The sequence below is a fragment of the Halorhodospira sp. 9628 genome (assembly GCF_022228075.1).
Taxonomy (GTDB): Bacteria; Pseudomonadota; Gammaproteobacteria; order Nitrococcales; family Halorhodospiraceae; genus Halorhodospira; species Halorhodospira halophila_A.
Window position 1 is genome coordinate 256,357 of sequence record NZ_JAJNRF010000002.1, and the last position, 21,404, is coordinate 277,760.

A 21,404-nucleotide genomic window follows, 5' to 3' on the forward strand; every position below is an offset into this window, starting at 1 on the left:
CCGGGGTTCCCCATGGAGAAGATCGACACGCTGCTGCGGGACGTGCTGCCCGAGGCGCCCGGCTGCCCGAAAGCCGTGGCGTTGAACGCGGTGCGCCATGCGCTCAACGAGTGGCTGCGCGACGGCCAAGGCTGGCAGGTCCGCCTGACGCTGACGCCGGCCGGGGATGGGGTCTACGAGTTCGAGCCCCTGGAGGGCTCGGTGGCCCTGGCCCTGGTCCATGCCCGGGATCAGGGCGGCGAGGCTGTCCCGGCGCGCTTCGCCCCGCCCAAGCGCGTCGAGCCCGAGGGCGGCGAGCGGGCCCACACCGCCGACCTGCTGCTGGGCCTCGCCGAGCAGTCCAACGAGGTGCCCGGCTGGCTGCTGAGTCGGGGCGCGGAGGCCATTGCTGCGGGGGCCAAGGCGCGGCTGCTGGTCATGCCCGGGGTGGAGTGGAGCGCACCGGAGCTTGGGATGCACTACCGCGCGCTCTACCGCGATCACCTCTCGCGCTTCCAGCTTGAGCGGGCCCGCAACTTCACCACCGACCCGATCCGCACGGCGCCGAGCCGGTTCTAAGAGGGATCACCATGCACCATCGCACACGGTTCTTCCGGGGCTCCTGGCCGCGGCGCTCGGCTCGTTTGCTGGAGGCGGGGCAGGCCCAGGCGGCGCGCAACTGCGACCTGGACAGCGGCGCGCTGCGCCCCCTGCGCGAGCCCGAGCCGGTGGAGCCGGTGGACCTGGATGGCCACACGGTCGGCACGATCTACCGCTGGCGCGTCGGCGGCGAGGATTACTGGCTGCGCTTTCCGGGGCGCGTGGACGTGGCCCCTGGCCCGCTCAACGACGACGTATGGCAGCGGATCTACTTCGCTGGCGACCCCCGCTATGACGAGCCGCGTTACACCTACACGCCGGCCGCCTACCAGGGCGGTGAGCGGTACCCGGTGACGAGCTACCGGCTGGGCGTGCCCGCGCCGAGCAATGAGCTTGGCGTCAGCGCGGTCGAGCCGCCCACGGTGGCCATTGCGCAGATCCACCGGGAATGGCCTATCCGGGTGGTCACCGACGGCGAGCACGGCCTGGAGGACGGCGAGGTGGTGCGCTTTGACATCGAGGCGCAGAGCCCGGATGAGGAGGGGGGCGAGAACCACCTGGCCGAGTACCTGAACCACCTCGACGGCTTTCAAATCCGGGTCGTCGATGAGACCACCTTCACGCTCAACAACACCGACGCCGAGAACGTGGCCTACAGCGCGTTCGTCTCCGGCACGTTCCGCCCCTTCTATCCGGAGCAGTGGCAGGAGGTGCGCTTTTACACGCACACCCTGGTCACCGAACTTGGCGAGGAGGGGCCGCCGACATCGGACCCGGTGCAGATCACGGTCGGTGTGACGCAGGCGGTGGAGATCGAGCTTCCCCCGCTCTCGGTCGATGAGGGCGCCGGGCGGTTGATCCAGCGACGGCGCATCTACCGCACGGCCTCGGGCAACCGGGGGGCGGCGTTTCGCTTCGTCGCCGAGGTGGAACTCTCCGATCAGAGCTTCACCGACACGGTGCGGAGCACGGTCCTGGGTACGGCACTGGAGAGCACGGCCTGGGATCCGCCGCCGAAGGGGCTGCGCGGGTTCGACACGCACCCGGGCGGCTTCATGCTCGGGTTCACCGACAACCGGCTCTACGCCAGCGAGCCGTACCGCCCGCACGCCTGGCCGGAGCTATACAGCCTGAGCCTGGATGAGTCGATCACCGCGCTTGGCGTCTTCGATGTCTCTATCGCGGTGGTCACGGCCGGGCGGCCGTATCTTGTCACTGGCTCCGACCCGCGCGCGCTCCAGGCCCGGCGCCTGGAGGTCAACGAATCGTGCGCCTCGCCGGCGTCGATGGTCTCGTTCGGCTATGCCTGCGTCTACGCCTCTCCGGCCGGTCTGGTGCAGATCAGCACCCGTGGCGCCGAACTGCTGACCCATCAGCACATCACCGAGCGCGAGTGGGCGGCGTACAAGCCCGAGACGATCCGCGCCTTCGAGTGGGGCGGGCGCTACGTCGGCTTCTACGACGGGGGCGGGTTTATCTTCGACCCGCGGCAACCGGAGCTTGGCTTCATCGACCTGGACCTGGAGGCCATCGCCGGGCACCGCGACCCGCTCGATGACGGGCTCTACCTCCTCGACCCCGAGGGGATGATCCAGCGCTGGGACAGCGCCGATGCGCGGATGCCGATGCACTACCGCTCACCGCAGTTCCCGGTCCCGCTGCCGGCCAACGCCGGTGCCGCGCAGGTGATCGCGGCCAGCTACGAGAACACCACCTTTCGCCTGTTCGCTGATGGCAAGCCGGTCCACGAGCACACGGTCACCAACCCCGACCCCTTCCCCTTGCCGGGGGGATACCTGGCTCGATCCTTCGAGTGGGAGGTCACCGGCACCGACACGGTGGATGAGGTCGCCTTCGGGGATAGCATGGAGGCGCTGGTGCAATGAGCAAGCCCACCCGCACCACCCAGCTTCCCAGCGTGCCCACCGACGCCAGCCCAGCCGAGCGCCAGTTTCTCGATGCGGTGAAGCAAGTCATCGAGCTTGGCGAGGGCCAGCGGGGCGACCCGCTCGATGCCAAGCTGACCCGGCGTGACCTGGTGGAGATCGGGCTCGCCAAACTCAAGGAGGGGCTGCGCGCGGGTGTTGGCGCCGGCGGCACCCTGGAGCCGGTCGAGCCGCCGCCGAACGTCACCACGCCGCCGCGGGTGGCCGACTTCCAGGCCCAGGCGTCTTTTACCCGGGTACTGCTGACCTGGGGGCGGCCGCAGTACAGCAACCACTCCCACGTCGAAGTCTGGCGTGCGCAGGTCGCCGACATCGGCCAGGCGGTCATGGTCGGGGTGCAGTTCGCGCGCATCCACACGGATGTCGTGGGGAGTAGCTGGGGTGGCTACTATTGGGTGCGCAACGTCTCCCTGGCCGGGGTTCGGGGCCCATTCTCGCAGTCGCGCTACGCCGAGACGGCCCGAGACGCCGACTACTTCCTGGAGCAACTGACCGGGGAGATTACCGAATCGCAGCTTTATGGCTCGCTGCGCGAACGCATTGATCTGGTCGATGGGCCGGCGGAACTGGAGGGCTCGGTTGCCGCGCGCATTGCCGAGGAGGCCGGCGAGCGCCAGGAGGCTATCGCGGCGGAGGCCAACGAGCGGGAGCAGGCCATCGCGGACGCCCGTTCGGATCTAAAGAGCTACGCCGATGAGGAGTCGGCAGCGGCCATCGAACTCGGGCAGTTGGTCGCCGCTTTCGGTGGCAATGCGGCGCAGGCGATCCAGTTCACGATAGCCGAAGTGGATTCGGCGCTATCGGTCAGCACGCGCTTTAACTCCCTGACGGCCCGCATGGGTGATGCCGAGTCCGAGGTCACGCGCCTGGATACGGCCATTGCCGAGGAGCAGAGCGCCCGGGTCAGCGCTTTCGACAGCATGAGCGCGGAGATCGAGGACGAGGAATCGGAGCGTAAGGCCGACGTTGCCCGTCTGGAGACGGCCATCGCTGACGAGGAGGGCGCCCGGGCCGAGGCCGTCTCGCAGCTTTCCGGCTCCGTCGATGAGGCGAACGCTGCCATCGAGCAGCGCGCGAAGGTCGCGGTAGACGGCAACGACGTAAACGCGCAGTGGACCCTTCGGCTCCAGACCACCAACGACGGGACGCCGGTGGTCGGTGGCATCGGCCTGGAGGCCGACGGCGATGCGGTGACCTTCGGGCTCAACGTGGACCGCCTATGGCTCGGTCACCCATCGGTGGACTACACCCAGGAGGGCAAGGTCTTCCCCTTCGTCGTGGACGGCGGGACGGTCTATCTGAATGAGGCCGTCATCAAGGATGCCTCGATCAGCTACGCGCAGATCAAACAGGCCGCGGTCGATCAGATCGCCGCCGATTCCCTGGAGGCGACCGAGGCGTACATCGGCAATCTGAACGTATGGGATCTTGGCGTTGAGAACGCCATCGAGAGCGACAACTTCGCGCCCGGAAACTCCGGTTTCAGGATCCGGCGTGACGGTAACGCCGAGTTTATGAATGGGTATTTTCGGGGCAATATCCATGCGACTTCGGCGGATATTGATAATATCCTCACCCTCGGCGGCAACAATGTCGTTATTACGGAGGGTTCCAATCTAACCGCAAGGAACCTGAGCACTTCCTGGCGCGAACTCGGCAGTGTGAATCTCAATTCCGAGGGGCAGCCGGCGCGTATTGACGTAATGGCCATGTTATTCGGCGCCGACATTCCGGTAGATAATGACCAATGGTATGTCTCATTCAGGCAGGGAGACATCCGTATAGGCCGCGTGCAGGCCCGCCTTTTGAAAAACGGGAGCACGGTGCATAGCTGGGGCAACGTCGGCAGTTATGTGACGTGGGCCCACTCCCTTGGCTACCTGTATATCTTCTCGCAGGGATTGGGTCCAATGAGTCTTTCGTACCTCGATAAAAGCCCGGGAACCGGGACGAATACCTATACGGTCCAGGCCCGGTATACGGGCTCGAATATGGCCTTTGAAAATCGGGGCGGCACGATGACGGCGACGGGGCTGAAACGATAAGTGCGCGCGCTTTTGAGGGAAACGATCTTGACCCAATCCGTTTATGAGACAACGGACCCACGGCACATACAGAAAATCATGGACAGCCCCGAGGTCGCGGGCCGCTGCGGCCAAGGCAGTGCTTGGGACGCCTACCTGAGCGACCCGGCGACCACGGTGCTGGGGGTCTATGAGGGCGGAGAGATCACCGGATTCTTCGCCATCGACCGGATCAGCGATTCCAGTGCGCAGGTTCACAACCTGCTCACCCGCCGCTGCTCGGACAAGGCCGAGGCGGTGCGCCTGGGGCAAGCGCACGCCTTCGGCGCCCTGGGCTACTCGCGACTGCTTGGCAAGGTCGAGGCGGACAACCGCCCGACGCTGCACATGGCCGCCAAGAGCGGGATGCAGCGGCTCTACGAGCACGAGGGCGAGGTCTACACCGCGCTCAACATCCAGGACTGGCCCTGGCGCCTGGAGCGTTGGATGCGAGCGGCCTCGGGGCTCGACGGCCCGTTGGGGATCATGCTCGGTGCGCTGTGTAGGCTGACCCATGCCGGGGGCGCCTTGCGCGGGGCGGCGCTCTACAACGAGTGGGCAGCGGTTCACGAGGCGCCGATGGTCCAGGTCCACCGATACACGCACGATTCCGCCATCGTCCATTGCGACGGGGCGTTCTACCTGATCCAGCCCGGCCGGGTTGAACCAATCGAGGTGACAGCATGAGCGGAGGACGCAGCGCGGCCCGGCGTGAGCGGCGGCGGATGCGCGAGGCCCAGGAGCAAGCCAACAAGCTGGCTGCCCAGCGGCTCAAGTGGGCCCAGGGGCAGATGGACGAGTACAACGACCTCTACGGCGACCTGGAAAACCGGATGATCGCCGAGGCCGAGCGTGGCGCTCAGGCCGACTACGCAGGCGTCACGGATCGGGCCGCGGCCGATGTCTCGCAGCAGTTCGAGCGCCAGCGCGAGGATGAGCGCCGGCGCATGGCCGCTTTCGGCATCGACCCGAGTTCCGGGCGCTTTCAGGGCATGGACCGGCGGGCGGGACTTGCCGAGGCGACGGCCACCGCCGGCACCGTCAACCATGCGCGTCGGGCCGAGCATCAGCGGGCGCAGGCGCGTACCGATGCGCTGCGCGGTGGGGCGATGAGCATGGGCTCGCACCGTTTCTCGCTGGCGCACTCGGCCACGGACGCAGCCCATGCCGGGCGGGTGAGTGCGAAGCAGAACACGGCGGCGATGCACCAGGCGGAGGCCGGCGCGGCGGACGCGCGGGCTGCGGGCACCGGACAGATGATCGGCACGGTCGTGGGCGGTGTCGCAGGCGCCATGGTCGGTGGGCCGGCCGGCGCCATGGCGGGCGCGTCGATTGGCGGTGCCGCCATGGGCGGTGGCGGTGGTGGTGGGAGCGTCCCTTACACCCCCAGCGCCGCACCGACGGCAGCCCCGGCCTCGGGCAATACCGCCGGGCTGTGGCGCCCCGACCCGACGAACAACATGCAAGTCGCCACCCACGTCCACGGCACGCCCTCCACCGGGTTTGGGCTCTCCCCCTGGCAGCAGCAGTACCAATAGAGGAACGCGATCATGGCTGGATTCTTCGGCGGCATGGCCCAAGGGCTGACCCAGGGGGTGAGCACCGGCGCGCAGCTTCGTAACCAGCGCGAGATCGCTGGTCTGCGTCGGGCGCAGAATGAGCGCGCGCAGCAGGTCCACGATCAGCAGATGGCCGAGCACCAGCGTGCGCAGATGCAGCGCACCGCTCGGGACTTCTACGGCGCGATGCAATCCGGCGACGAGGCGATGGCTACGCGCATCGTCCAGCAGAACCCGGAGGTCTTTCGCACGGCGCTGCACCTGGACGAGAAGCGCCACCCGATTGGTGCGGCGCAGGTGTCCGACGATGGCGAGTGGTCGCTTCTGATCGGCTCCGAGCACACCGGCACTGCCGGGCTGTGGACGCAGGACGGTCAGCCCTCGGCACAGGCCGAGGATCAGGTGCTGGGCTTTCGGCCCGAGGACGTGGCGCGCTTTGCCGGGATCGAGGCCCCAGAGCCGGACCTGGAGTGGCGCGAAGGGGTGTACTTCGATAAGCGCACCGGGCAGCCGGTGGCCGATCACCGGGAAATGATGAGCCAGGGCTCGCAGTTCGGCGAGCCGATGCGCCACGAGGAACTTGGCTGGGTGCAGCGTGGCCCGGATGGGCGGCTCTACCAACTCGACGCACCCGGGGCTTCGGGCACCGGCGCCGGCGGCGCCGGGCTGGACCTGACCCCGGGCAGCACCGACTACAACCGGATCTACGACACCCTCGGCCAGCAGGTGAACAACTACGTCCGCCGCCAGGTAGGCGAGGAGTTCATCGGCGACCCGAACGTGGCCCATGTCGAGAGCTGGGCGCGGGATGCGGCGCTGAATGTCTACCGCCAGGAGGCCGAGGCCGGGCACCTGATGCCTCCGCACGAGGTTGGCAACGCCGCAGCCCGGCTCGCCTTCTCGGGCGACTACCCACTTTTGCACCCGCAACGCGCGATGGAGGCAGCCGCCGAGCAGATCGACCAGGAGCGCAAGGAAGCCGGCGAGGGGCGCATGAGCCGGCGCCATGTGGATGAAGAAGCGGTACAAGCCCGCGCGCAGCAGATTCAGGCGCAGGAGGCCGAGCGTCTGCGCGCGGAACTGGCGCAAATGTACGCCGGCCAGGGCGCGGGCCGGCAGGCCCCCGGTCAGCCGATGACCCCCGGCGGGCAGCAGATGTTCGCCGGGCAGCAGGCAGAGCAAGGACCGGGCGCGGCCGACGCGCTCCCCTACCGGGATCAGCGCACGGGGCTGTCGTTCGGCGAGGGCATGGCCGGCGGGCCCATCTTGCCGCGGGATCAGTTGGGGATGGGTCTCGAACGCCCTGAGACAATCTCCAATAACCCGGTGCGGGTCAACGACAGCGCCGCCGTCCAGGCTCGGAATCGGGCGCTCGATGCGGTGGGCGATTCCATGCAAACGGCCCGGGACTACTACACCGACCCCGACGGTATGTACCAGCGGAATACCGCTGGGCTGCGCGAAGGCATCGGCAAGGCCGGCGATGCCTGGTGGCGGGGTTACGAGACCGTCGAGGGCGTTCGTCAGAACGTCGCCGGGCTGTTCCAGCGCCGGGCCGAGGCCCCGCCGGAGGATGTGGCGGCGACCATCGAGGAGGTCGTTCAGGGGCGGACCCCGGATCGGGATGCCCTGGGCAAGACGATCCGCTGGGCGCTGGAGCATGAGGATCAGGTCGATGCGGCGCTGATGCGCCGGTTGCGTGAATTGGCACGCCGGACAATGGAGAGGGCCGAGTAAGCATGGCGCAGCTCGAGGGCGGGTGGAAGAATCAGGGGCTCACGGACCAGGAGCGTGCCCTGGACGGCAGAGCGGTCATGGCGGCGCAGGATAGCCAGCGCACGTTCGAGCGGATCCGTGCTCAAGTCCCACGCTGGTCCCCGGAGCGCAAATCCCGCCTGGTCACGCGCTTGGCCGAGGAGGGCCTGAGCCCGACACAGATCCGGCAGCAGATCACCCGTCTTGGCGTCGATCCCGCCGAGGTGGAGGGGACGCTGGCGAAGCTGCCGCAGCCGGTGACCGCCGGCGCCCCGATAGCACCCCGCCAGGAGCCGGCTCCCGCCGAGGCAGCCACCCCGGAGCCGTCACCGCAGCCCGAGCCCACCGCGCAGCCGAGCGGCCCCGAGGACTGGTCGGACCTGATGCGTGGCCTGGATAAGTCGGTGCATCGCAAGGCCGTGGCCGAGCGCCATGCCGCCGAGCGCACCGTCGCCGGCCATCTGGTCGAGGCGCCGAAGGCCGTGGCCCGTGGTGCCACGGGCGCCTTGGGCGAAACGCTCAAGGGCTTTCAGCTTGATGTGGACCGGATGGAACATCGCCGGGGTGTTGGCCCGAATCGCCCGGTGGAGGAAGGCGGGCTGTACCGGCTCGGCTCCTACTTCTCCGAGGGGGTTCGGGACCGCCTGGCGCCGCACCCGGCCTATGAGCAGAGCTTCGTGCAGCAGGCGGCCGAGGGTGGTGGTTCGCTGGCGTTCTACGCCGGCCTGGCCGTGGTGGGCAGGGGCGCGGGCATGACCCGGGGTGGGGCGCAGTACGTCGCCCCGGCGCTCTCGGCGCAGGCGGCCGGTCAGTCCGAGGCGTATCAGAACGTCAAGCAGTTCATGGAGGAGAACCCGGAGCGGGCGGCCGAGCTGGGCATTGACGATGAGTACGCCCTGGAGCTTTCCGCGGAGGGCCGTCTGCCGGGTATCGTGCAGATCCTCTCCCTGGGGCCGATCCTGCGTCAGATCCCGGAGCCGATGCGCCCGTCGGCCAGCGCCTACCTGTTGCGCCGCATGGGTGAGGCCGGCGTGACCGAGTACACCGTCGAGAATGCCGGCGCGCTGTTGCAGAACCTTCTGCGCCGTGAGTACGACGAGGACCACCCCATTTGGGACGAGGTGCCCGAGCGCGGCGAGACGGCGGCCGTTGGCGCCGCCGCCCTCCAGGCGCTCCTGTTCCCGCTCCAGCGCCGCGGTGCGCGCGCCCCGTCGGCCACCCGTGACACCGAGCAGGATGCCCCGCTCGATTCGCTCTACGGCCAGGAGGAGCAGTCGCCCACGGCCGCGTCCGAGCGATTCGAGCGTGTGCAGCCGGAGGATGATGCGTACAGCCAGGCGGACACGCCGCTGGAGCAAGAGCAGCCGACCGAGGACGAGGCGGGCTGGGTGGCCCGACCGGGCACCTACGCGGATCCGGTTGCCGAGGGCGAGGAGCCCGCGCAGCAGGCGCCGCACGCCGAGCCGTCGATGGCCGCCGATGAGATCGGGGTGGAGTTCCCGATGCAGGAGGTGCCGGTCGCGCAACTCCAGCTTTCGCACGACGTGCCACAGTTCAAGCGCGGGGCGGATGAATCGGGGGTGGTCGAGCCCCTGGGCGGTCAGTACGAGCGCCTGGGCACGGCGCCAATCCTGGTATGGGAGCGTGAGGACGGCCGCCAGGAGGTGATTACCGGGCGGCACCGGCTGGACCTGGCCCGTCGAACGGGCGAGCAGACGATTCCGGCTCAAGTGGTGCGCGAGGCCGACGGCTTCACGCGCGAAGATGCCATGGTCGCGGATGCGGAAATGAACATCCGCGACGGACAAGGGGAGGTTGCCGACTATGCGGCGTTCTTCAAGCAACGCGGAACGGATGAGGCGCAAGCGCAACGCCGAGGCTTACTCGAACGCGCTAAAGGCCGAGATGGATTCGCCATCGCGTCCCAAGGATCGGAAACCCTCTATCAACTACACCAGAGTGAGCAGATCGGGGACCGGCAAGCAGCAGCGGTAGCCCGGGCAGCACCCAACGACGAGCGGCTGCAGGCGCTCGGCATCGAGCGCATCCAGCGCGGGGAGAGCATCGAGACGGCCACCGCCATGATGCAGGCGGTGCAGGCGATGGGCGCCGAGGGCCGCGGGCCCGAGCAGGTGGATCTGTTCGGGCTCGATGACTCGGCCATGCGCCAGGCCGAGGAACTGGCGAAGAAGGCCGCCGCGCGGCAGCGGGAGATCAGCGAGGACATCCGGCTTCTGCGCAACCCGTCGAAGAACCCGCAGCGCGCCCGCGAGCTGGGGATTGACGTGCAGGATGAAACCGGGGCCCGCGAGCGGCTGCGCTCCCTGGAGGCCGAGCGCGAGCGGTGGCAGCGCTGGCACACCGACCCCGAGCTTCGCCGCTCGCTTCTCCAGCAAACGCAGGGCGAGGCGCCAGCGCAGGAACCGGCGCAGGAGCAGCAGCCCCCGGGGCCGGTTGCCGAGGGGCAGACCGACCTGTTGGGCCAGGCCGTGCCAGAGCAGCGCAAGGCCCCGGCCGAGGCTCCGGCGCCCGAGCAGACCGACATGATCGGTGGCGCCACGCAGGAGCAACAGCGCCTTCACGACGAGCAGCGCGCCGTCGATGAGCGCCTATCCGGCGGTGAGGCCGGCCACGTCCCGGCCGGCGCCGGCGAGGGGGCGCTGTTCGATGGCTCGCAGGCGCAGACCGACATCGCTGACGCCCAAGCCGCCCCGGGACTGGTCTACAAGGCCGATGGCAGCCCGTACCCGACGCAGGCCGCCGCCCGTGCCGCCGCGCGCAGCCGCAAACTCCCCGACCACACCCCGGAGCAAGTGGGCGAGGGCGCCTGGGCGCTTCGCCCCCCGCAGACGGAGGCCGAGCCGAGCGCGCAGACCGCCGCCCCGGCCGAGGCCAACCCCGAGCCGTCCCCGGAGGCCGTGGCCGAGCCGACGCCGGAGCCCCAGCCCGTCGCGGAGCCGGCCGCGACCACCCCGAGCGAGCCCTTCACGCCGACCCACGAGGCATCCGACGGCGAACTGGTCCGCGCCCTGGAGGACGAGGACGGGGTGTACGTCAACCAGGCCGGTGAGGAGATCATCGACTCCGATGCGCGCCCGCTCCCCGCCGAGCGCCAGCAGCCGGTTGAGGCCGCCGAGCAGCCGGCAGCCGAGCAGACGGCCGCCGAGCCCGCGGCAGCGCAGGGCGCCGAGGACACGGCGAGCGCCCTGGGCCTCGATGGTGACCTGTACCACGGCACCGCCGCCGGCATAGACTTCGACCGCTTCGACGCCGAGCGCTCCGGTTCCGGCGTCGGCATGAACGCCTTTGACCAGGGCGATCACTTCTACCTGACCGAGAGCCGCCGGGCCGCCGAACTGTTCGGCCAGTGGGCCGAGAACAAGCGGGAGCTGCAAGCCTCGCGGATGCCGCCCGATGACGCACGCGGCTCGGTGCTGACCTTCCGCCTGGACCCGGATGCCCGCGTGATGCAGGTCGAGCGGATGCCCCGTGGCCGGGACCGTGCGCAGCAGGTGATCGACCAGGCGCAGGAGCAGGGCTACGACGCCATCGCCTTCCCCGAGCGCGGTTTCGAGACGGTGGAGGGCTCGCTGGATGTCTACAACCTGATCCAGTCCGAAGGGCTCCCGCGCACCCTGATCGTGCTCAACGAGGATGCGTTCACCCGGACCCGGGATGAGGCGCAGGCCCCGGTAGAGCCGGCGCAGCCGGCGCCGGCCGAAGCCGCCGTGCCCGAGCAGCCCGAGGTCAGCGAGGCGCCCGCTGACATCGAGACCACACCCAGCGAAGCAGACCCGAATGCTGGGATGCCGAGCGCCCCGGACGCAGAGCTCGACGGCTCCCTGGCCGGTCAGCTTGCCGGGATGGACGAGGCCGAGCTATCGGCGCTGTTCGATGAGGTGGCCGCCGAGCGTGGTGCCGCACAGACCGAGCGCCCCCAGGGGGCCCGGGCCAAGACGGCCGAGAAGCCCGATGGTAAGAAGCGCCCGCGCAAGCAACAGGCCCGCGCCGAGCAGCAGGAGTCGGTCGAGCGCACGGCCGCGGAGATCGCCAAGAGCATGGGCGGGAACCTCTCCAGCGCCGGGCAGGAGGCGGTGGCGGGGCTTGCCGCGCTGTTCGGCACCAAGGCCGGGCGGCTGAGTTCGGGGCTGTCCTTCGATGAGAACACCTACCAGCAGGCTAAGCCGCATTTTCAGGCGATGCTCCGTGACTTCCAGGCCGCCGGGAAGGATCTGCGTGCGTTCATCCGCGCGGTACTCGATAATTTCGGGACGGGAATCAAGCCTTACGTCCTGCGCTTTGCGCGGGATCTGCAAGAGGGGCAGGGCCATGGAGTTTCAGATGCCGTATCTGCGGGCCATGCAGGAGCGGGCGCCGCAGATGTACCGCGAGCTGATGCGCTCCGGGAAGATGGAGGAACACCTCCAGGAAGTGACCAAGCAGGCGTACCAAATGTACCGGGAACTGACCGCCAACGCGCCGAAGCTCCCGAACGGGGTGGTGAAACAGCCCCACAGGCGGGAGGCCGAGGAGATCGTGCGCGAGACGTTCATCGACTTCGAGAGCGACCCGGACGAGATCCACAGAACTTTACCGTAGAGCCCGGCGGGCTCGAGGAAACCCGCGGCCCGAAGCAGAAGGCGCGGGATAACCTGCGCGCCATCGAACTGATCCAGGCCCTTGAGGCCGAGGGTCGGCCGGCCACACCGGAGGAGCAGACGCAGCTTGCCCGCTACATCGGCTGGGGCGGGCTCAAGGGTGCGTTCCCGGACGCCCAGGGCGAGTACGCCAAGGGCTATCGGGACATCGGCACCCGACTGCGCGAGCTACTGAGCGATACCGAGTACCGCACCGCCGAGCGCAGCTTGCAGTACGCCCACTACACATCGGAGACGGTCACCCGGGGCATGTGGGATCTGGTCCGTCGGCTCGGGTTCGACGGCGGCCAGGTGTTCGAGCCGGGCATGGGCGTGGGCAACTTCCCCGCCACCATGCCCGCCGACGTGGCGGCGCGCACGCACTACGCCGGCCTGGAACTCGATCACATCACCGCGCGCATCGCCCGGGCGCTCTACCCGCGCTGGGGCGTGCGCCAGGACGACTTCACCCGGGCCCCCTTGCCGCGGGATACCTTCGATCTGGTGATCGGCAACCCGCCGTTTGCCGACATCCCCATCCGCAGCGATTCCCGATACCCGCAAGGGTTCCTCCTGCACGATTACTTCTTTGCCAAGTCCCTCGATGCGGTGCGCCCCGGCGGGCTCCTGGCCTTCGTCACGTCGGCCGGGACCATGAACAAGGCCGACGCCAGCGCCCGCGAGTACCTGGCTGATCGGGCCGATCTGGTGGGCGCGATCCGTCTGCCGGGTGCCGCTTTCGAGAAGACCGCCCACACCTCGGTCACCACCGACATCGTGGTGCTGCGCAAGCGCCTGGAGGGGGAGCCGGCTGGGGATCGTAGCTGGACGGAGACGGTTGAGGTCACTCTCCCGAACAAACAGGGGCAGTCGATCACCGGGCGGATGAGCCGCTACTTCGCCGAGAACCCGGAGATGGTGCTCGGCGAGCAGGGCTTCTTTGACCCGCTCTACGAGAATCGCTACGCCGTGCGCGGGGTCAAGGGCCAGCCGCTCGACAAGGCCCTGGCGCGGGCCATCGAGCAGTTCCCCGAGAACGTCATGGCCGAGGGGGTGACCCAGGACGAGCGGGCGGAGATCGACTTCGGCACCGATCAGAAGAAGGACGGCTCGTTCTACTTCGACGGCGAGCGGCTGATGCAGGTGCGCGATGGTGTCGGCGTGCCGGTGCAGGCCCGCGGCAAGGGGCAGGCGGGCATTGCCAAGGGGCATATCGAGCGCATCCGTGGCCTGGTCCCCATCCGTGATGCCTTGCGCGCGGTCTACGCCGCGGATCTGGCCGGGCAGGCGGATAACGCTAAGGTCGCCCGGGCGCGGCTCAACGAAGCCTACGACGCCTTCGTGGAGCGGTTCGGGCCGATCAACAAGCTCGAACGCCAGTTCCGGCGCCCGACCATCGTTCAGCAGGAGGCGGCCCGCGCGGAGGCACGCGAAGAAGCCCGGTATGCCGGGGAGATCTGGCGCGAGGGTGACTTCGACGCCTCGGGGCTGATTGCCGAGGGGGCATCGCTGACCAAGGTCGCCGCCGCTCGCAAGACCGCCCGCGAGCAGGCCGAGCGGGAGGGGCGCAGCTTCGATGAGGGCAGCTTCGACCCGGCTGCCATGGAGGATCTGGTCATCGAGAAGCGGGAGAACATCGACCCGTTCATGGATGACCCCGAGAGCTACCGCCTGCGCGCCATCGAGGTCTACAGCGAGGAAACCGGAGAGTCGGGCAAGAGCGATGTTTTCTTCGAGAACATCATCACCCGCGAGCGCGCGCCCGAGATCCGCTCGGTCAACGACGCGATGCTCCATGTCCTCAACCGCAAGGGCCGGCTCGACATCCCAGAGATCGCCGCGCTCTCGGGCAAGTCGCAGACGCAGGCAATCGAGGAGTTGGGCGAGAGCATCTACAAGCTCCCCGGCACCGAAGACACCTACGTCCTGCGCGATGCGTACCTCTCGGGCAACGTGCGCGAGAAGCTGCGCCGCGCCGAGGCGGCGGCGGAGAAGAACCCCGAGTTCGAGCGCAACGTCACCGCCCTGGAGGCGGTGCAGCCGGTCGATCTAACGCCTTCGGAGATCAGCGCCACCCTGGGCGCCCCGTGGATCCCCGAGGCAATCGTGGAGCGGTTCGCCACCGATGGGTTAGGGCTTCGCACGCTCACCGCGCGCTATACGCCGAAGCTCGCCTATTGGGAGGTCAGTGGGGATAAGGGATCGGCGGCGTCCACCGCCGAGTGGGGCACGGCGGACCTGTCGGCCACCGAGCTGATCGAGCACGCACTGAACCGGCGCACGCCACAGGTCACCCGCTCGGAAAAGCTCGCTGACGGCACCCGGACCACCTGGGTCGATACCGAGGCCACGCAGGCTGCACAGGACAAGCTCAAGACGATCAAGGAGAAGTTCTCGACCTGGGCCTGGGAGGACGAGGGCCGGGCCGCGGAACTGGCCGAAATCTACAACGAGCAGTTCAACTCGACGGTCGTGCGCGAGTACGACGGCTCCTACCTGACCACGCTGGGCGTCTCGTCCGCTTGGCAGTGGCGCCCGCATCAGAAGCGGGTGATCGCGCGGATCATCCAGTCGGGCAACACATACATGGCGCACGGCGTTGGCGCCGGAAAGACCTCGGCGATGATCGGCTCGGGGATGGAAATGCGCCGGCTCGGGCTGGTGAACAAGCCCATGTACGTGGTCCCGAATCACATGCTCGCGCAGTTCACCAAGGAGTTCTATGAGCAGTACCCCACGGCACGCATTGCCGTGGCAGATGAGCGGCGCTTTCACACCAGCCGGCGCAAGCAGTTCATCGCCAACGTGGCGAGCGAGGACCTGGACGCCATCATCATCACCCACTCGGCGTTCGGGATGATCCCGGTCAGCAACGAGTTCCAGGACGGTCTGATCCAGCAGCAGATCGACGACTACCGCGAACTGCTTGAGCAGATGGACAAGGATGCCGAGAACCGCATCACGCGCTCCCGGTTGCAGAAGCAGATCGAGCGCCTGGAGCAGCGGCTTACCGGCAAGGCGGAGAAGGCCACGGACCAGGTATTCACCTTCGAGGAGATGGGGGTGGATTTTCTGTTCGTGGACGAGGCCCACTACTTCCGCAAGCTGGACTTCGCCACGAAGATGTCCGGCGTGAAGGGGGTCAGCCCCGAGGGCTCGAAGGCGTCGTGGGATCTGTACGCCAAGAGCCGCCACCTGGAGCGGGTGAACCCGGGGCAGAACCTCGTGCTGGCCTCGGGGACGGCCGTGACCAACACCATGGCCGAGCTCTACACGATCAGCCGCTACCTCCAGCCGCAGGAGTTGGAGGCGCGCGGGCTGTCGCACTTCGACGCCTGGGCCGGCGCCTTTGGCGATACGGTCACGGACCTCGAGCAAGACGCCGCCGGCAACTACAAGTCGGTGACGCGCTTTGCCAAGTTCGTCAACGTCCCGGAACTGTCGAACATGGTTCGCCAGAACATGGACGTGGTGACCAGCCAGCAGCTTGGCGAGTACGTCACCCGGCCCCGGTTGCGCGGGGGCAAGCGGCAGATGAACCTGGCCGAACGCTCGGAGGCGCTGGTCGAGTATCAGGCGAAGCTGGCCGCGCGGATGGAGGCCATCGAGCGGCGCAAGGGCCCGCCGGAGCCTGGCGACGACATCATGCTCTCGGTCATCAACGATGGGCGCCATGCCGCCATCGACATGCGTTTGGCCGACCGCGAGGTGAGCGAAGACCCGGGCAGCAAGCTCAACATGCTCATCGACAACGTGGCCGAGATCCACCGGCGCACGAGCGCGCAGCCGTTCTACGAGCCGCGTGCCGATGGCTACAGCGAGACCCCGGTGGACGCTGGCCCGGCCACGCAGATGATCTTTGCCAACCTCGGGCTCTCGGGCACACGGGGCTTCTCGGTGCCGAACTACATCCGCGCCGAACTGGCCCGCCGCGGGGTGCCGCGCTCAGAGATTGCCGACATCCGCGACTACAAGACCCACGCCGCACGGCAACGGCTGTTCAACGACGTGAACGAGGGCAAGGTCCGCGTGCTCATCGGCTCGACGGCCAAGATGAGCACCGGCGTCAACGCCCAGCGCCGGCTCTACGCGGTCCATAACCTCGACCCGCTTTGGTACCCGGCCGACGACGAGCAGCGCAACGGCCGGATTCTGCGCCAGGGCAACATGAACCCCGAGATCGAGATTCACGACTACTCGACCAAGGGCACCTACGACTCGACCATGTGGCAGATGATGGAGCGCAAGGCGCGCTTCATCGAAGGCTTCTTCCGCGGCGACCCGACGCTGCGCGACATGGATGACCTGGGCGAAGCCAGCCAGTACGAGCAGGCCAAGGCGCTCTCGACGGCCGACCCGCGGATCATGCAGCTCACCGAACTGCGCCAGAACCTTGAGCGTGAGCAGCGGCGCAAGGCGGCGCACCAGCGCGAGCAGTCGGTGATCCGTCAGCGGATCAACCGCGCACAGATGAGCCGCCAAGCCTCGGAGAACCGGATCCCGCGCATCGAGCAGGACATCGCCCAGCGCCAGGACACCAGCGGCGAGGCGTTCACCGCCAAGATCGGCGATCAGGCGTTCACCGACCGCTTGGAGGCCGGCCAGGCGATGCTCCAGCGCATCGAGGAGTTAAAGCAGGGGCAGGGCATGGCGCCGCCGAAGAAGATCGGCGAGATCGGCGGCTTCGACATCATGGCGACGGTGTGGGGCACCCACGAGCGGTTCGCCGACGTGGGGCTCAAGCGTGCCGGCGACTACTCGGCCGACGTGCGCGTGACCGGCTCGGCCCGGGGCCTGATCCAGTCGCTTGAGCACCAGCTTCGCGGGTTCGAGTCGGAGATCGAGCACCACCGAAAGCGCATCACCGAGGCCGAGCAGGAGGTTCGGGAGTACGAGAGCCGTCTGAGTCAGGAGTACGACGGCGCCGAGCGCCTGGAAGACCTGCAAGGCCAGGTGCGGGCCCTGGAGGCGGAACTCGCCCGCGAAAGCCAGGAAGGCGGCGAGGCCGGCGGCAGCGAGGAGCGGTATGCCCGCGGCCCCTACCACGATCCCTGGATCGGCATGGTCCCGCGGCAAGGCCCGTCGGAGCACTACACGCAGCGCCAGGGCGACGCGGTGGACTGGCACCACAGCAACATCGTGGTGGACATGGACGCCTACGAGGCCGACGACACCCTACGCTACGTCCGCTACGGCGATGCGCACGAGGTGCGGATCAGCGGCTCGCCGGCCCTGGCGCCCTATGGCCGTGGGCGGGCGCAGATCCGGCGCATGGCCACCGAGATGGTCGAGCGCGGCACACCGGGCGATGTTCGCCTGCGCGTCGATGACATGGCGCTTGGGCACGAGATGGAAGGCGTGGACCTGGGTGCGCTGCGCGATTGGGCCGAGGGGCCGAGCCTCAAGCGGTCCTCGACCCTGGGGCAAGGGCTCCCGGTTGAGCAGGCCCGGCGCCACGTTGCCACGGTCAGTGCCGGGTGGAACGGCCCGCGCCTGGAGACGGTGCAGAGCGTGCGCGATCTGCCCGCCGACATCCACGCGCTGGCCGAGCAGGCCGGGGCCCTGGAGGACATGCGCGGGGTCTACTACCGAGGGGTGATCTACCTGGTGGCGGATCGCCACGACAGCGCCCAAGCCCTGGAGCGGACCTTGCTGCACGAGGCGGTCGGCCACTACGGGCTGCGCAACCTTCTCGGCACCGGGATCCGCCCGGTGCTCAATCAGGTGTGGGCGGCCACCGGCGGCGTGAAGGGCAATCAGGCGATCATCGACAGCTACTTCCAGCCGGGCACCTTCGATCCGCAGAACGCCACGCACCGGGCGATCATCGCCGAGGAGCGCCTGGCGCAGATGGCCGAGGACGGCACCCACGCCGGCATCATCGAGCGGGCGGTGGCGGCACTGCGCGAGTGGCTGCGCGGGCTCGGGCTGACCATCCGACTCAACGACGCGGACCTGCGGGCCCTGTTGCGCCGGGCCCATCGCTCCCTGGAGGCGCAGACGCCGGATCAGATGGCCGGCGAGGCGGCCTTTGCCCGCCGCGGCCAGGAGGGCACCGAGGCGTTGGACCGGCAGCGCCAGGTTAGCGAGGGCATCCGCAAGGGCGCCCCGGTGGATCGCATGTTCAGCGCGGTGTTCGACCTGACCGGCAGCACGGATGAGTACGGCCGCTTCCGCCCGGGTGTGCAACTGACCGAGCAGATCCGCAAGACGCTCCATGAGCGCACCGTGGACCCGGAGGGCACGTTCGGGCGCTGGCTGCACCCGCTGGTGGAGCGGGCCCGGGCCGGGCTCATCGACCGCTACGGCGTGCCCGAGTCGTTCATCCAGCGCGATGCCGCCCGGGAGTCGGAGAGCCGGCGGATCCTCGGGCAGATGGAGGGGCTGGTCGAGCAGATCCAGAAGGCCGACCTCAGCCGCGAGGAGCGCCTGGTGCTCCAGCGCGTACTCGATGAGGGCGAGGTGCCGACCGAGGCGCTGGAATCGCTCTCGGTGCCGATCCGTGCCGCCCTGGATGACCTGACCGGGCAGATGATCGAGCTTGGGCTGATGAAGGCCGATAGCGCGATCACCGACTGGCTGCACCGCAGCTACCAGAAGCACGAGGCGGAACTCTCGGGGCTTCCGAAGTGGATGCACCAGGCGCAGCGCAAACACCGCAAGAAGATCGGCGGCGACTCGCTGCGGATGCGCGGGCTCAAGGAGGAGGTCACCACCGAGCGGCTGCTTCGCAACGTGCCCCGCGACTGGTGGGGGCGGAAGCTGCGTCCCGGCCAGGCCGACACCCACCTGGTCGGCACCGAGTGGGTCATGCTCGACCGCCTGGAGTACACGCCCGAGGGCATGGACCCGCTCACCGGCATGGACCCGGCGCAGCTGGCCCAGCGCCGCGTGCGCGAGCGCGTGTTCTGGCCCGCCGACCGGGAGCTTCCGGCGCGCTTTGACACCTGGGAGAACCGCGGCACCTTCGAGGTGGCCGGTACCCGGGGCGAGAAGCTGATCCTCCGCCGCGACTTCACCCGCGCCGAGCGCGAGGACATGGGCCAGGTGCTCGACGTGCGCTACAACCTCATCAAGAGCTTCCAGCTTCTCGCGCACGATATTTCCAGCGCCCGGTTCTTCTCCGACATCGCCAAGAACCCGGATTGGGCCACCATGGAGCCGACCACCGAGACCGGCGAGGCGCCGGAGATCGTCAACGCCGAGGAGGCGCGGCGGCTCTCGACGTTTGTGGGCGTCGATTGGGTGCGGGTGCCCGAGACCCGGGTGGCCAAGGGCGCCCGGGCGTTCAAGTGGGGCGATCTGGCCGGCATGTACGTCCGCCCGGAAATCTGGCGCGACCTGAACGAACTCGACATCATGCAGACGCCGGGGACGTGGCGTAAGTTGTTGACCCACTGGAAGCTTATGAAGACCGCGCGGTCCCCGGTGGTCCACGTCAACAACGTGATGTCGAACCTCGGGCTCATGGACCTGATCGACGTGCGCGTGCGTGACCTTGCCGCGGGGATCCGGGAGTTCGCGCACAAGGGGCCCATGTACCAGGAGGCGCGTGAGCATGGCGCCTTCGGCGGCACCTTCGTCCACCAGGAGATCCAGCGCGATGTGCTCGCGCCCATCGTCGATGAGATGCTGGCCGAGGCCCGGCGCGGTGAGGAGTCGATGGGTGGCCGGGTGCGCTTCCTCTCCCAGCTTGGTTACCGGCTGTGGGACGGGGTGAAGAAGGCCGACCGGCGCATGGTGGACTTCTACCAGGTCGAGGATGAGATTTTCCGCATGGGGACATACATGCGCCTGCGCGGCATGGGCATGGATGCGCCCGAGGCGGCCCGGCAGGCGCGGGTGCAATTCCTCGACTACAACATCCGCGCCCCCTGGGTGAACGCCGCCCGGCAGAGTGTGCTGCCGTTTATCAGCTACACCTACCGCGCGGCGCCGGCCATCGCCACGGCCATCGCCCACCGGCCCTGGAAGCTCGCCAAGTACATCACTATCGGTTACCTGGCCAACCTGCTTGCCTTCGAGCTGGAGCCCGGCGACGAGGACGAGGAGCGGCGCACGATGCGCCCCGAGGTCCAAGGCATGACCTGGGCCTCAATCCCGTTCACGGACATCGGCTGGAACCGCATGGTGCGGTTGCCGTGGCGCGACCAGTACGACAACCCCATGTACCTCGACATTATGCGTTGGGTGCCGGCCGGCGATGTCTTCGACACCCAGCAGGGCGTCACCGGCGTCCCGGCGTGGTTGCAGATGGGCGGCCCGCTCCAGATCGGCTTCGAGCTATACCTCAACAAGCAGAATTTCACCGGGCAGGAAATCTACGACCCGCTCGCCTCGGACTGGCGGGACCGGCTCAACGCCCGCATGGGCTTCCTGTGGCGTGCCTACGTGCCAAGTGGGGCGTACATCCCAGGCTCCTGGCACAATGCCTCGCTTATGTCCGCGCTACGCGGCGAGCGCGATCTCCTCGACCGCCCAACGAGCATCCCTCAGTCGCTCGCCTCGGGCGTCGGCATCAAGGCGCGGGGACACGATGTGGACCTCGGCTACTGGTTCCGGAGCATGGAGATCGAACAGCGCCGGCGCGCGCTTCACGCCGAACGTCGAGCGCTGGAACGTGACTACCAGCGGAACGCAATCAGCTATCCGGCATATAACCGGGCGGTGAGGCGTGTTGAGGCAAAGACGAACCATCTGTCCAGTACGGCCGCAGCAATTGCCCCGCGCTGAGGGACTGGAGCTACCTTGTCTGCCTCGTTCCCTGTGGTGGGTCTTACCAAGGAACGCGCTCCTAAGGTCATAGGGTGGAAGGCTCTATCTATCCCTATGCCGCGCTTGCCGTTGGCCTCAGCACCCGTTTGA

8 protein-coding genes are annotated in these 21,404 nt (G+C 68.4%); all 8 read left to right on the plus strand.

From position 1 onward, the window contains the following. The first annotated feature begins 12 nt into the window (after positions 1 to 12). Positions 13 to 558 carry a hypothetical protein gene (locus tag LRG10_RS03770; RefSeq protein ID WP_238634748.1) on the plus strand — a complete coding sequence of 182 codons (546 nt, stop codon included), beginning with the start codon at positions 13 to 15 and terminating at the stop codon, positions 556 to 558. An 11-nt stretch (positions 559 to 569) separates the two neighbouring features. Next, complete coding sequence (locus LRG10_RS03775; protein ID WP_238634749.1) at positions 570 to 2,465, plus strand: hypothetical protein; 1,896 nt, start codon at positions 570 to 572, stop codon at positions 2,463 to 2,465. Then, positions 2,462 to 4,570, plus strand: a complete 2,109-nt coding sequence (locus LRG10_RS03780) for a DUF1983 domain-containing protein (protein ID WP_238634750.1) — start codon at positions 2,462 to 2,464, stop codon at positions 4,568 to 4,570. The genes LRG10_RS03775 and LRG10_RS03780 overlap by 4 nt, the downstream gene beginning before the upstream one ends. A gap of 78 nt (positions 4,571 to 4,648) precedes the next feature. Further along, the gene (locus LRG10_RS03785; RefSeq protein WP_238634751.1) at positions 4,649 to 5,275 is read left to right on the plus strand and encodes a hypothetical protein; all 627 of its coding nucleotides are present in this window, start codon (positions 4,649 to 4,651) and stop codon (positions 5,273 to 5,275) included. Further along, positions 5,272 to 6,126 carry a hypothetical protein gene (locus tag LRG10_RS03790; protein WP_238634752.1) on the plus strand — a complete coding sequence of 285 codons (855 nt, stop codon included), beginning with the start codon at positions 5,272 to 5,274 and terminating at the stop codon, positions 6,124 to 6,126. Before LRG10_RS03785 ends, LRG10_RS03790 begins: the two co-directional genes overlap by 4 nt. A 12-nt stretch (positions 6,127 to 6,138) precedes the next feature. Then, positions 6,139 to 7,884, plus strand: coding sequence for a hypothetical protein (locus LRG10_RS03795; RefSeq protein WP_238634753.1), 1,746 nt, complete (start codon positions 6,139 to 6,141; stop codon positions 7,882 to 7,884). A gap of 4,428 nt (positions 7,885 to 12,312) precedes the next feature. Further along, the gene (locus tag LRG10_RS13205) at positions 12,313 to 12,501 is read left to right on the plus strand and encodes a hypothetical protein (RefSeq protein WP_370645225.1); all 189 of its coding nucleotides are present in this window, start codon (positions 12,313 to 12,315) and stop codon (positions 12,499 to 12,501) included. 266 nt (positions 12,502 to 12,767) lie between these two features. Beyond that, the gene (locus LRG10_RS13210) at positions 12,768 to 21,272 is read left to right on the plus strand and encodes an N-6 DNA methylase (protein WP_370645226.1); all 8,505 of its coding nucleotides are present in this window, start codon (positions 12,768 to 12,770) and stop codon (positions 21,270 to 21,272) included. Positions 21,273 to 21,404: the final 132 nt, after the last annotated feature.

Coding starts and splice junctions, on each gene's coding strand:
- LRG10_RS03785 (WP_238634751.1), top strand. CDS start 4,649: ATGGACAGCCCCGAGGTCGCGGGCCGCTGCGGCCAAGGCAGTGCTTGG.
- LRG10_RS03790 (WP_238634752.1), top strand. CDS start 5,272: ATGAGCGGAGGACGCAGCGCGGCCCGGCGTGAGCGGCGGCGGATGCGC.
- LRG10_RS03780 (WP_238634750.1), top strand. CDS start 2,462: ATGAGCAAGCCCACCCGCACCACCCAGCTTCCCAGCGTGCCCACCGAC.
- LRG10_RS03775 (WP_238634749.1), top strand. CDS start 570: ATGCACCATCGCACACGGTTCTTCCGGGGCTCCTGGCCGCGGCGCTCG.
- LRG10_RS03795 (WP_238634753.1), top strand. CDS start 6,139: ATGGCTGGATTCTTCGGCGGCATGGCCCAAGGGCTGACCCAGGGGGTG.
- LRG10_RS13205 (WP_370645225.1), top strand. CDS start 12,313: ATGGAGGAACACCTCCAGGAAGTGACCAAGCAGGCGTACCAAATGTAC.
- LRG10_RS03770 (WP_238634748.1), top strand. CDS start 13: ATGGAGAAGATCGACACGCTGCTGCGGGACGTGCTGCCCGAGGCGCCC.